General features: G+C 73.0%; 10 protein-coding genes and 1 pseudogene. 6 read left to right on the forward strand and 5 right to left on the reverse strand.

Annotation, left to right across the window (positions count from 1 at the left end):
- Window positions 1-134 precede the first annotated feature (134 nt).
- A complete protein-coding gene (locus ACZ592_RS38270; protein WP_471586365.1) occupies window positions 135-935 on the reverse strand; it encodes an Fpg/Nei family DNA glycosylase in 801 nt (266 codons plus the stop codon).
- A 251-nt stretch (window positions 936-1,186) separates the two neighbouring features.
- On the reverse strand, window positions 1,187-5,971 hold the full coding sequence (locus ACZ592_RS38275) for an ATP-dependent helicase (RefSeq protein ID WP_471586366.1): 4,785 nt from the start codon (window positions 5,969-5,971) through the stop codon (window positions 1,187-1,189).
- A gap of 79 nt (window positions 5,972-6,050) precedes the next feature.
- Between ACZ592_RS38275 and ACZ592_RS38280 the strand changes: the two genes are divergently transcribed.
- From ACZ592_RS38280 to ACZ592_RS38290, 3 genes are all read left to right on the forward strand, one after another.
- Window positions 6,051-6,944 (forward strand): AraC family transcriptional regulator, encoded by an 894-nt coding sequence (locus tag ACZ592_RS38280; RefSeq protein ID WP_471586367.1) that lies wholly within the window; start codon window positions 6,051-6,053, stop codon window positions 6,942-6,944.
- A gap of 110 nt (window positions 6,945-7,054) precedes the next feature.
- The gene (locus ACZ592_RS38285; protein WP_471586368.1) at window positions 7,055-7,795 is read left to right on the forward strand and encodes an AzlC family ABC transporter permease; all 741 of its coding nucleotides are present in this window, start codon (window positions 7,055-7,057) and stop codon (window positions 7,793-7,795) included.
- A complete protein-coding gene (locus ACZ592_RS38290; protein WP_471586369.1) occupies window positions 7,792-8,100 on the forward strand; it encodes an AzlD domain-containing protein in 309 nt (102 codons plus the stop codon). The genes ACZ592_RS38285 and ACZ592_RS38290 overlap by 4 nt, the downstream gene beginning before the upstream one ends.
- A gap of 107 nt (window positions 8,101-8,207) precedes the next feature.
- Here the strand turns inward: ACZ592_RS38290 and ACZ592_RS38295 are convergent, their stop codons facing one another.
- A complete protein-coding gene (locus ACZ592_RS38295; RefSeq protein ID WP_471586370.1) occupies window positions 8,208-9,173 on the reverse strand; it encodes a hypothetical protein in 966 nt (321 codons plus the stop codon).
- 79 nt (window positions 9,174-9,252) lie between these two features.
- Between ACZ592_RS38295 and ACZ592_RS38300 the strand changes: the two genes are divergently transcribed.
- Window positions 9,253-9,447: a DUF3046 domain-containing protein gene (locus ACZ592_RS38300; protein ID WP_471586371.1), complete on the forward strand. Its 195-nt coding sequence runs from the start codon at window positions 9,253-9,255 to the stop codon at window positions 9,445-9,447.
- A 105-nt stretch (window positions 9,448-9,552) separates the two neighbouring features.
- A complete protein-coding gene (locus ACZ592_RS38305; protein WP_471586372.1) occupies window positions 9,553-10,830 on the forward strand; it encodes an AI-2E family transporter in 1,278 nt (425 codons plus the stop codon).
- A 70-nt stretch (window positions 10,831-10,900) separates the two neighbouring features.
- Here the strand turns inward: ACZ592_RS38305 and ACZ592_RS38310 are convergent.
- Together ACZ592_RS38310 and ACZ592_RS38315 are read right to left on the reverse strand one after the other, a co-directional pair.
- A pseudogene (locus tag ACZ592_RS38310) lies at window positions 10,901-11,119 on the reverse strand (hypothetical protein); the annotation flags it as partial.
- 151 nt (window positions 11,120-11,270) lie between these two features.
- Window positions 11,271-11,723, reverse strand: coding sequence for an Lrp/AsnC family transcriptional regulator (locus ACZ592_RS38315; protein ID WP_471586373.1), 453 nt, complete (start codon window positions 11,721-11,723; stop codon window positions 11,271-11,273).
- Between the two features lie 113 nt (window positions 11,724-11,836).
- Between ACZ592_RS38315 and ACZ592_RS38320 the strand changes: the two genes are divergently transcribed.
- Window positions 11,837-12,454, forward strand: a complete 618-nt coding sequence (locus tag ACZ592_RS38320; RefSeq protein ID WP_471586374.1) for a LysE family translocator — start codon at window positions 11,837-11,839, stop codon at window positions 12,452-12,454.
- Window positions 12,455-12,480 lie beyond the last annotated feature (26 nt).

The raw sequence follows: 12,480 nt of genomic DNA on the forward strand, positions 1-12,480 counted from the left end.
ACGGCTAGGTCTGACGGGTCGTCAACTGGCGGGAGGTTGAAGAGCTTTGGCTTCGGGGGAGGGGCTGGCGGGTCGCATCGAGGGCTGGGGGCGCTTCGGGGTGGCGAGGGCTGGGGGTGTGAGTGGCCTCGACGTCAGGGGGTCGGGCCCTGTTGGCAGGTGGGGCACCAGTAGGTGGGGCGGCTGCGGGAGCCGTCACCCTGTTCGGCGGTGCGGACGGGGGTGCCGCAGCGGAGACACGGCCGGGGCGCGCGGCCGTAGACGAAGAGGCGCTGGCCGGTGCGGTCGCGGCCGGTGGTGGTGCGGGCCGGCCTGTCGCGGTTCGCTTCCAGGAGCTTCTTGGCGAGGACCGGGAGGCGGGCGGCCTTCTCCTCGGTTAGCTCGCCGACGGGGAGCCAAGGCGTGACGCCCAGGACGAAACAGAGCTCGCTCTTGTAGATGTTGCCGATGCCCGCGAGGTTGCGCTGGTCCAGGAGGGCTTCCCCGAGGGGGCGCTCGGGCGCCGCCCGGAGGTTGCTCAGCGCGCGCTCCGGGTTCCAGTCGGGGCCGAGGAGGTCGGGGCCCAGGTGACCCACGGCCTTGTCCTCGTCGGCTGTCCGGAGCAGTTCGAGGACGGGCAGGCGGTAGCCGACGGCAGTGCGTTCGGCGGTGCCGAGGATCGCCCGGATCTGGTGCCCGGGGCCGCCGCGCCAACGCTCGCCGATGGCGTACACCCGCCAGGCCCCGTCCATCCGGAGGTGCGAGTGCAGGGTGAGGCCACCCTCGATGCGGGTCAGGAGGTGCTTGCCGCGAGGGGTGACGTCCAGGACGGTGCGCCCGGTGAGGTCGACGGTCGCGAGCTTGGGTACGCGCAGGTCGGAGCGGGTGATGACGTGCCCGGCGAGGGCGGTGTGCAGGCGCCGGGCCGCTTGGTGGACGGTGTCACCTTCGGGCATGAGATCCAGGGTGGCATGGAGTGGGGGATGGGGCTGGGTGGGTGGTGGGTTCGTGCTGGTGCTGGTGCTGGTGCTGGTGCTGGTGGCGGTTCGGCGGCCGTTCCGAGAGTTCCGGGGGCGGCTTGGCATGGTGCGGTGCGGCGCGGTCCGGGGTGGCCGGTGCGGACCGGCGCGGTCCGATGTGGCCGGTGCGGACCGGCGCCGCTTGAAGCCGCCCACCGGAGCCGGAAGCGGAGCTCTGGCAGGTGCCGTCATGCGCGAAGGCGCAGGCCGCGGGGCGTGGCGTGGAAGCCGGCTCCTTCCAGGAGAGGGGCGAAGGGTGACGTCAGGGCGGAGGCGCCGTTGATCCGCTCCACCGTGACCGTGCCGAGGGAACCCGCTCGGGCCGCCGACGCCAGGGCCTCGGCGGCGGCATGCAGCCGGGGGTCGTCGGCGACCGGGTCGCCGGGGGCGGCGGGCCAGGCCAGGAGTGTCTTGCCGCCGCGCTCCATGTACAGCGTCAGCTCGCCGTCGACCAGGACGACGAGGGAGCCCGCCTTGCGGCCGGGCTTGTGGCTCACGCTGGGGGACTTGCGGCGCGGGCCGACGTCCTGGGCGCTCGCGCCTCGGTCCTGGCTTCCGTCCGAGGCCGCGCCGCCCGTGCCGGTGTGCGCGGGGGAGGCCGGGGGCGGCTCAGGCCAGGGCAGTGCCGCTCCGTACGCGTTGGCCGGGTCGGCGGCGGCCAGGACGACGGCCGCCTGGGCGTCGGAGGGGCGTGAACCGTCCGTACGGTCCCGGGAGTTCGCCGTGGCGCGCAGGCGGTCCACCGCGCCGTCCATCGCGAACTGCGCGGCGCCGAGGCCCTCGACGACGTAGCCGCGGCGGGCCTGACCGCTGTCCTCGAAGGCCGACAGGACGCGGTACGTCGCCGAGAAGCCGCCCTCTACGCCCTCGGCCGCCACCGCGCCGCGGGTCACCACTCCGTGCCGGTCCAGGAGGGTGCGGGCCAGGGCGTGGGCGCGCAGGGTCGGGTCGGGCTCGCGGAACGGCAGCAGGGACCAGCGGCCCGCGACCGTCGGGGGACCGGTGCGGGACGTGGGGCGGGCGGCTGCCGTCAGGCTGCCGTAGCGCCCGCGCGGGATGCTGCGCTTGGCTCGGTGCGCGGTGGCTCCCGCGGTGCGGCCGGAGCCCAGGAGTGAGCGCATCGGGGTGAGGGTGTCGTTCGTGAGGCGGCCGGACCAGGCCAGCTCCCAGATGGCATCGGCCAGTTGGGGATCCGGGACATCGGGGTGGGTGGTGGCGCGCACCTGGTCGGCGATCTGGCGGAAGAAGAGGCCGTACCCCCCGGAGAGGACGTCCAGGACCGACTGGTGCAGGGCGGTGAGCTCCAGGGGGTGCGGGGGCGGCAGGAGCAGGGGCGCGGCGTCGGCCAGGTACAGGGAGACCCAGCCGTCCTTTCCGGGCAGGGAACCGGCGCCGGCCCAGATCACCTCGCCGGCCGCGGTCAGTTCGTCGAGCATGGCCGGCTGGTAGCCCGCCACGCGTGAGGGCAGGACGAGCTTCTCGAGCGCGGACGCGGGAACGGTGGCGCCCTGCAACTGTTCGACCGCGCGCACCAGTCCGTCGATGCCGCGCAGGCCGTGTCCGCTCAGGTGCTGCCACTGGGGCAGGAACTGGGCGAGCGCGGCGGGCGGCACCGGCTCCAGTTCGTGCCGCAGGGCCGCGAGGGAGCGGCGGCGCAGGCGGCGCAGCACAGCGGTGTCGCACCATTCCTGGCCGATGCCCGCCGGATGGAACTCTCCTTGGACCACGCGGCCGTTGGCCGCGAGGCGTTGCAGCGCGCCGTCGGTGACCGCCGCTCCGAGGCCGAAGCGGGCGGCGGCGGTGGCGGACGTGAACGGTCCGTGCGTGCGCGCGAAGCGCGCCAGGAGGTCGCCGAGCGGGTCCTTGACGGGCTCGGTGAAGGCCTCGGGTACGCCTACGGGCAGGGCCGTGCCTAGGGCGTCGCGCAGGCGGCCGGCGTCCTCGATCGCCGCCCAGTGCTCCGCGCCCGCGATACGGACCCGGATGACGCGCCGGGCGGACGCCAGCTCCTCGGCCCACTCCGGTGCGGCACCGCGCTCGCCCAGCTCGGCCTCGGTGAGCGGTCCGAGGAGCCGCAGCAGATCGGCGACGCCCTCGGCGTCCTTGACACGGCGGTCCTCCGTGCGCCACTGAAGCTCCTGCTCCAGTTCCGTCAGGACGTCCGCGTCGAGCAGTTCGCGCAGCTCCGCCTGGCCGAGGAGCTCCGCGAGCAGCCGGGAGTCGAGGGAGAGGGCCGCCGCGCGCCGCTCGGCGAGGGGGGAGTCGCCCTCGTACAGGAACTGGGCGACGTATCCGAACAGGAGCGAGCGGGCGAACGGGGAGGGCTCGGGGGTCGTGACCTCGACGAGGCGGACGCTGCGGGACTCGATGTCGCCCATCAGCTCGGTGAGGCCTGGCACGTCGAAGACGTCCTGGAGGCACTCCCTGACCGCTTCGAGGACGATCGGGAAGGAGCCGAACTCGCTCGCCACCTCCAGCAGTTGGGCGGCGCGCTGGCGCTGCTGCCAGAGCGGGGTGCGCTTGCCGGGGCTGCGGCGGGGCAGCAGCAGCGCGCGGGCGGCGCATTCGCGAAAGCGCGAGGCGAACAGCGCCGAGCCGCCCACCTGGTCGGTGACGATCTGGTTGACCTCGCCCTTGTCGAAGGTCACGTCGCCGGCGCCCACCGGGGGCTTGTCGGCGTCGTACTCGAGGAGGGGAGCGGTGGGCTCCTGGTCGAGCAGGTCCAGGCTCATCAGGTCGGCGTCGGGCAGCCGCAGCACGATGCCGTCGTCGGCGTGCATGACCTGGGCGTCCATGCCGTACCGCTCGGTGAGGCGGGCGCCGAGCGCGAGGGCCCACGGAGCGTGCACCTGGGCTCCGAAGGGGGAGTGCACGACGACCCGCCAGTCGCCCAGCTCGTCACGGAACCGTTCGACCACGATCGTGCGGTCGTCCGGGATGTGCCCGCAGGCCTCGCGCTGCTCCGCGAGGTACGCCAGGACGTTGTCCGCGGCCCAGGGGTCGAGGCCGGTGTTGAGCAGTCGGGCGCGCGCGTCGTCCGCGGAGAGCGCGCCGACCTCCCGGAGGAACGCGCCCAGGGCGCGGCCCAGTTCGAGCGGGCGGCCCAGTTGGTCGCCCTTCCAGAAAGGGAGGCGGCCGGGGACACCGGGGGCGGGGGAGACCAGGACGCGGTCGCGCGTGATGTCCTCGATGCGCCAGGAACTCGTGCCGAGCGTGAAGACGTCGCCCACCCGGGACTCGTACACCATCTCTTCGTCGAGTTCCCCGACGCGACCGCCACCCTTCTTGGGGTCGGCGCCCGCGAGGAAGACCCCGAAGAGGCCGCGGTCGGGGATCGTGCCTCCCGACGTGACCGCCAGGCGCTGCGCACCCGGTCGCCCCGTGACCGTGCCCGCGACGCGGTCCCACACCACGCGCGGGCGCAGCTCCGCGAACGCGTCCGAGGGGTAGCGTCCCGCGAGCATGTCCAGGACGGCTGTGAACGCGGACTCCGGGAGCGAGGCGAAGGAAGCCGCCCGGCGGACCACGCTCAGCAGGTCGTCGACCTGCCAGGTGTCGAGTGCGACCATCGCCACCAGCTGCTGGGCCAGTACGTCCAAGGGGTTGGCCGGGACGCGCAGGGACTCGATGGAGCCGGTCCGCATCCGCTCCGTGACGACGGCGGCCTGGACGAGGTCGCCCCGGTACTTCGGGAAGACGACTCCGGTGGAGACCGCTCCCACCTGGTGGCCCGCCCGGCCCACCCGCTGCAGCCCCGAGGCCACGGACGGCGGCGACTCGACCTGCACGACCAGGTCGACCGCGCCCATGTCGATGCCCAGCTCCAGGCTGGACGTGGCGACGACGGCCGGCAGCCTGCCCGCCTTGAGGTCCTCCTCGACCTGGGCGCGCTGCTCCTTGGAGACCGAGCCGTGGTGGGCGCGGGCCAGGACCGGCGGGGCGCCCTTGGCGGCCCCCGACTCGGCCATCAGCTCGGCCGGGGAGTGGTCCTCGGGCAGTGCCTCGCCGGTCGCTCTCTCGTACGCGATCTCGTTGAGGCGGTTGCACAGGCGCTCGGCGAGACGGCGGGAGTTGGCGAACACGATCGTCGAGCGGTGCGCCTGGACGAGGTCGGTGATGCGCTCCTCGACATGCGGCCAGATCGAGGGGCGCTCCGCCTCCGCCCCTGGTCCGTCCGCGGCGTCAGTCGCCGGGGATCCGCCCAGCTCACCGAGGTCCTCCACCGGCACGACCACCGACAGGTCGAACTTCTTGCCCGACGTCGGCTGGACGATCTCGACCTTGCGCTTGGGTGAGAGGTAGCGCGCGACCTCGTCCACCGGACGCACCGTCGCCGACAGGCCGATGCGGCGCGCGGGCTTCGGCAGCAGCTCGTCGAGCCGCTCCAGGGACAGGGCGAGATGGGCGCCGCGCTTGGTGCCCGCGACCGCGTGCACCTCGTCGAGGATCACCGTCTCGATGCCCGTGAGCGCGTCCCGTGCCGCCGAGGTGAGCATCAGGAACAGCGACTCGGGCGTGGTGATCAGGATGTCCGGCGGGCGGGTCGACAGGGTCCGGCGCTCGGCGGGCGGGGTGTCGCCGGAGCGGATGCCGACCCGCACCTCCGGCTCGGGCATGCCAAGGCGCACCGACTCCTGGCGGATGCCGGTCAACGGGCTGCGCAGATTGCGCTCCACATCGACGGCGAGGGCCTTCAGGGGCGAGATGTACAGCACCCGGCAGCGCTTCTTCGGGTCGGCGGGCGGGGGCGTCGAGGCCAGCTGGTCGAGCGCGGCGAGGAAGGCGGCCAGCGTCTTTCCGGAGCCGGTGGGGGCGACCACCAGCACGTCGGAACCCTCGGAGATGGCCTGCCACGCCCCGGCCTGCGCGGACGTGGGCGCGGAGAAGGCCCCCGAGAACCAGCCGCGGGTCGCGGGGGAGAACCCGTCAAGGGCTCGGTGGGCGCTGTCGGCGCCGGACGCAGAGCTGACCATGACCCCATCGTGCACCCCGCCACTGACAACGGCGCCGACCTGCGGGAAAGAGCTTGCGCGCCCGTCGCAGAATGGAGGTATGGCAGCTTCGGCGGAGCAGGCACGGCACTGGCGGTACGCGGAGCTGCCGGGCGTCGACCTGCTGCGGGCCCACTACATCCGCCGGACCTTCGCGCGACACACCCACGAGCATTTCGTCATCGCGGCGATCGCCGAGGGCGTCGACGTCTTCCACCACACCGGAGCCGACCGGCACGCGGGCCCCGGCACGCTCGCCCTGGTCAACCCCGACACCACCCACACGGGCCGGGCCGGCGCGCCCGAGGGCTGGCGGTACGGGGCGGTCTACCCCTCGCCGGAGGTGGTGGCCGCCATCGCGGCCGAGACGACGACCCTGCGGGGCGCGCCCGGCTTCGTCCGCCCGGTGCTCGACGATCCGTACTCCGTGGCGCTCGTCCACCAGGTGCTGCGCGCGGCGGAGGAGGGCAACGCGCTCGCCGCCGACACGTTCCTGCGGGTGGCGGTGACCCGGCTGCTGCGGTTCAACGGCGGGCAGCTGCCGCAGCGTGGTGTGCGCACGGCGGGCGCCAGGACCGCCGCACGCGCGCGCAGCGTCCTGGAGGAGAGCCTGGCGGACCCGCCGAGCCTGGAGCGGCTCGCCACCGACCTCGGCGCCAGCCCCTTCGCGCTGCTGCGCGCCTTCCGCGACGCGTACGGCATGCCTCCGCACGCCTGGCTCACCGACGCCCGGGTGCGCACGGCCCGCCGTCTCCTCGACACGGGGACGGCCCCCGCCGAGGCGGCCGCCGCCGTGGGCTTCGCCGACCAGCCGCACCTCAACCGGCACTTCACCCGGATCGTCGGGGTCCCACCAGGGGCGTATCAGCGCGAGCGCAAGAACGTACAAGACCTGGCCCCGGCTCCCCTCGTACCGTCCGACGCGTGGCAGAACAGACGACCCGAGCGGGCATAGACGGACCGGACGGCAGGTGTACGAACGGTGCGCCTGCCCCGGAGTACCAAGAGGTTCAGAGGGAGCAGGTGGCCAAGGAGAAGCGAGCGGTTCAGGAGGACGTTCAGGAGGTGAAAGGCGCGCCTCTGGAGAAGGCCGATGCCGCCGTCGTCCGTGACGCGCTCGGCGTCGGGGTGGCCGTCGGACTCTCCGGCTTCGCCTTCGGGGTGACCTCGGCAGGCAGCGGCCTCACCGTGCTCCAGACCTGCGCGCTCAGCCTCCTGGTGTTCACCGGAGCGTCGCAGTTCGCGCTGGTCGGCGCGCTCGCCGGCGGCGGGAGCCCGTTCACGGCCGCAGCGGGCGCCTTCTTCCTCGGAGTGCGCAACGCCTTCTACGGACTGCGTCTCTCTCAGCTGCTGGCCCTCCCGCGCGCGGTACGGCCGTTCGCGGCGCACTGGGTCATCGACGAGACGGCGGCCGTCTCCCTGGCCCAGCCCACCCGGCGCGGCGCCCGCATCGGTTTCACGGTCACCGGGCTGAGCCTCTACGCCCTGTGGAACCTCACCACGCTGCTGGGAGCGCTGGGCGCCGAGGCGATCGGCGACACCGGTGCCTGGGGGCTGGACGCGGCCGGACCCGCCGTCTTCCTTGCGCTGCTCGCGCCCATGCTGAGGACGTCGAAGGAGCGCGCCGTCGCGGGCATCGCCATCGTCCTCGGGCTCGGCCTGCTGCCGGTGCTCCCCGCGGGCGTGCCCGTCCTGGTGTCCGCGCTCGCGGTGCCGATCGTCCTCTACGTAGAGGGCCGACAAGCCCGGCACCGCGCAACTGGTGTCGACGCGGAGCGTACTGGTGCGCGGACGGAGGACCGGTGAACATCTGGATCGCGATCGGTGTGACCTTCGTCGGCTGCTACCTCGTCAAGCTGGCGGGGCTGCTGGTGCCCGCGGGCGTGCTGGAGCGGCCGCTCGTCCGCCGCATGGCCGCCCTGCTGCCCGTGGCCCTGCTCGCGGCGCTCACGGCCCAGCAGGCCTTCGCCGAGGGGCGTGTGCTCGTCCTGGACGCCAAGGCCGCAGGGCTTGCCGCGGCGGCCTTGGCGCTGGTGCTGCGCGCGCCGTTCCTCGTCGTCATCGCGTCGGCCGTCGTCGTCACGGCGGGTCTGCGGGCACTGGCGGGGTGAGACACCCGCACCCCGGCCTTCACGAGGCGGGACACCCGTATCCCCACCTCACGAGGTGGGACACCCGCATCCCCACCTCACGTGGTGCGACACCCGCATCCCGGCCTTCAGCCGATGGGCCGTCCGTACGCGCGAAGCGTGCGCAGTGCGTCGATGGTGGCGATCGGGCGTGACTCCAGGGCCGTGCCCGGCGCCCACTGCCGCCGGCGCGCGGGCCAGCCGCCGTCCTCCTGCTGTTGCCGGGCCAGGAAGTCCAGTGAGCTTTCCATCTCCGCGTCGGTGAACCACGAGCGGGCCAGCGACTCGGGAGTCCTCGCGAAGTCGTGCGCGAAGTGGTGCTCCTGCGGCGCGTAGCCGGGCGACACCGGGTACGCGTCCACGTCCGCCGGATCCAGCACCGCGAGCCGCTGCCCGCGCACGAGCCGCCCGAGGCGGTCGGCGGCGGCCCGCGCGCGCGAGCGGTCGGGGGCGCCGTCAAGGAAGTCGACGGCCGCATGGATCTCGTACGGGTGCGACTTCTCCAGCGATTCGACGGCCGCCCAACAGAAGTCCGTGGCCCTGAAGAGCCAGGCGTGCCACACCTCGTTGCGGTGCAGCAGGCCCACTACAGGGCCGGTGGCGAGCAGCTCGCCGGGCGGGTCGTCCACGATGGGCACGAACGGCGCCTTGGGGTAGCCGCGCTGGCCGGGATGGATCGCGGGAAGGGCGCCCTCGGAGGTCGACACCGACGTCAGGTAACGGCAGACGCGCTCCACCCGCTGGCCGCCGCAGCGGCGGATCGAGTCCAGCACGCGCAGCGCGTGTCCCGCGTGCGGCGGCTGGCTGACGGGGCCCCGCAGATCCGGCTCGAGTGCGTAGCCGTACCCGCCGTCCGCGGTCGCGTACGAGGTCAGCGCGGTCTCGACCGCGTCCGCGGCCGGGCCGCCGCCCGCGCCGTCGAGGAAGTGGTACGCGAACCTTCGCTGCTCGAGGACGCGCGCGGTGAGCCAGACGAAGTGCTCGGCGCGGGCGAGCGGGGAGAGCGCCGCGTCGGGGGAGGGCACTGCGTCGGGGGATGCTCCGGTTTCGGCCATGCTCCGACGGTAGGACGGAAAGCGTTCTCGACAAGCCCCTCGCGCCGGGCTGCACTCTCAGGGGCGCGATACTGGAGGCATGCGGTTGACGGTCTTCTGGCAGCGGATGGCGGCTCACTTCGGTGTGGGGTACGCCGACTCCTTCGCGCGCGATCACGTGATGGCGGAACTGGGCGGCCGTACCGTCCACGAGGCGCTGGACGCGGGCTGGGAGGCCAAGGACGTCTGGCGCGTGGTGTGCACGGCGATGGACGTACCGGCCGAAAAGCGCTGACTACGGGTATCGCCCCGCCCGTCGGCGGGCGCCACGCGCGCGTCGGAGTGTCCCAAGATGTGAGGCCGGCGTCCGACCGGCGGCGGAGTGGGTGAAACTTGCTCCGTGGCACCGACAGAAGAGACCGCTCAGGTCACCCAGGACAGCGCTCCACTCGGCACGACGCCGCCCGCGCAGCCCCCCTCCGGGGCCGAGGCAGGGCGCGGCGCCCGCATGCCGCGCTGGCTGCCGCGCGCCATGGTGCTCGCCCTCGCGCTCATCGCCTGCTTCCAGCTGGGAAGTTGGGCGTTCCACCAGCTGACCGGACTGCTGATCAACATCCTGATCGCGTTCTTCCTCGCCCTCGCGGTGGAGCCGGCGGTGAGCTGGATGTCCGCGCGCGGGCTGCGCAGGGGCTTCGCCACGTTCCTGGTCTTCCTGAGCGTCCTGATCGTGAGCGCGGGCTTCATCGCGCTCATGGGGTCCATGCTCGCGGGCCAGATCGTGGACATGGTCGAGGACTTCCCCGAGTACCTCGACAAGGTCATCAGCTGGATCAACCAGACCTTCAACACGGACCTCTCGCGCGTGGAGGTCCAGGACAGCCTGGTCCACTCCGACTGGCTCCAGAAGTACGTGCAGAACAGCGCCAGCGGCGTCCTGGACGTCTCCGCGCAGGTCCTGGGCGGTCTCTTCCAGCTTCTGACGATCCTGTTGTTCTCGTTCTACTTCGCGGCCGACGGGCCGCGGCTGCGGCGCGCACTGTGCTCGGTACTGCCGCCCGCCAAGCAGGCCGAGGTGCTGCGGGCCTGGGAGATCGCGGTCGACAAGACCGGCGGCTACCTCTACTCGCGCGGTCTGATGGCGCTGATCTCGGGGATCGCGCACTACATCCTGCTCGAGGCGCTGGGCGTCCCCTACGCGCCCGTGCTCGCCGTCTGGGTCGGTCTCGTCTCCCAGTTCATCCCCACCATCGGCACGTACCTGGCGGGCGCCCTGCCGATGCTGATCGCCTTCACGGTCGATCCCTGGTACGCGCTCTGGGTGCTGGTCTTCGTAGTCGTCTACCAGCAGTTCGAGAACTACGTGCTGCAGCCCAAGCTCACCGCCAAGAGCGTGGACATCCACCCCGCGGTCGCGTTCGGCTCGGTCATCGCGGGCACGGCACTCCTCGGCGCGGTCGGGGCGCTCATCGCCATCCCCGCCGTCGCCACGCTGCAGGCCTTCCTCGGGGCGTACGTGAAGAGGTACGACGTCACGGACGACCCGCGGGTGCACGGGCACCGGCGCAGGGGCGGCGCGTCGCTCGTCGCGCGCATGCGGGGCGCGTTGCGGGGGCCGAACAGGCCGGAAGCCCCGCCGGCGTCCGGCGGCGCCAGTGTGAAGCCGGACGGGCACAAGTAGAGGGGGCCGGCGCCAGAGGCAGAAGCCTGGGCACGGGGGCGTCAGCAGGAGAGGGCGCCCCACGCTCCGGCGCGATCAGCGTCACCCCGAAGGAGAGGCCGAAGGTCACGGGCTTGCGCCAGGAGACAGGGCCGTCCCAGGGGCCGCCGTCGACCGCGAAGACCACGAGGTGTGCCAGACCCGACAGGACCAGGAGGCCCCCGATCGCGTAGCCGAGGCGTTCGGCGGGGCGCACGGACGGCGCGGTCGGGTCGAGCGGCTCGGGTGACTCGGGCGCGCTGCCGCGCATGCCCTCTTCGGAGAGGGCGCCTTCGAGTATCCCCCTGGGGGTTTCCATACGGGCAAGCCTGGTGGGAGCGAGCCGCGCGGTCGTCCTCCGGTCGAAGGCGACGGCCGTACGTCCGGGGGAGTAGCGGGGACACAGCTCCCCGGACCGGCCGCTACTCGGGCAGTGGCCGGTCGTGGACGACGTTCTTCATGACCAGGGTCGACGTCAGCCGTTGCACTCCGGGGAGCTTGGCCAGCTGCCGGTCGTAGAGCTCCTGGAAGGCGCCGAGGTCGACGGTGGCGACGCGCAGCAGGTAATCGGGTTCGCCGAACAGGCGCTGGGCCTGGGTCACGTGCGGGACCGCGGCGACGGCCTCCTCGAAGGCCTCGACGGTGTTCGGGTCCTCCCAGCGCAGCGTGGCGAAGACCAGCGCCTCGAAGTCGAGGCCGACGGCGGCCGGATCGACCACCGCGCGGTAGCCGCGGATCGCACCCGCGCGTTCCAGGTCGCGCAGGCGGCGGTGGCAGGGCGAGACGCTGAGCCGCACGCGGGCGGCGAGCTCGGTCACCGTCAGACGGCCGTCGAGCTGCAGCTCGGTAAGAATCTTTCGGTCCAGGGCGTCCATGGAGAAGATCCTCCCTCATTTCGCGCGATCATGAAGGAAAGACAGAAACACTTTCGGGCATATCGCACCTAATCTTCCCTCTCGAAGTACGAAGACGAGGGAGGGATCGATCGATGGACGCGACGACGGTGGCGGCATTCCTGGCGGTGGACCTGCTGCTGGTGTTCACCCCGGGCGCGGACTGGGCCTACGCGATCTCGGCGGGGTTGCGGGACCGATCGGTCGTCCCGGCGGTCGCCGGGCTGATAGCGGGCCATGCGGGGTACGCGCTGCTCGCCGTGGGGGGTCTGGCGGTGCTCGTGGCGAGTTCGGCGGGCCTGCTCACCGCGCTGACGGTCCTGGGTGCCGGCTACCTGGTGTGGCTGGGCCTGGGCGTACTGCGCAAGCCTGCCGCGCCGGCCGCCGCCGCGGAGACCGTCACGGCCTCGCGCTTCCAGGTCATGGCCAAGGGGGCCGGGGTGAGCGCTCTGAACCCCAAGGCGCTGCTGCTGTACTTCTCGCTCTTCCCGCAGTTCATCGACTCCGCGCGCGGGTGGCCGGTCGCCGCGCAGACCGGGTTGCTCGGCCTGCTCCACATGACGGCCTGTGCCGTCGTCTACCTGTCGGTGGGCGTGCTGGCCCGCACCGTACTGAAGGCCCGGCCCGCGGCCGCCCGGACGGTCACCCGGGTCTCCGGTGCCATGATGATCGCCATCGGCGGGTTCCTGCTGGCGGAGAGCCTGGCCGGCTGACGGGCCCCGCCCCGTCTCCGCCCCGT

The organism is Streptomyces sp. NPDC040622 (assembly GCF_055593965.1).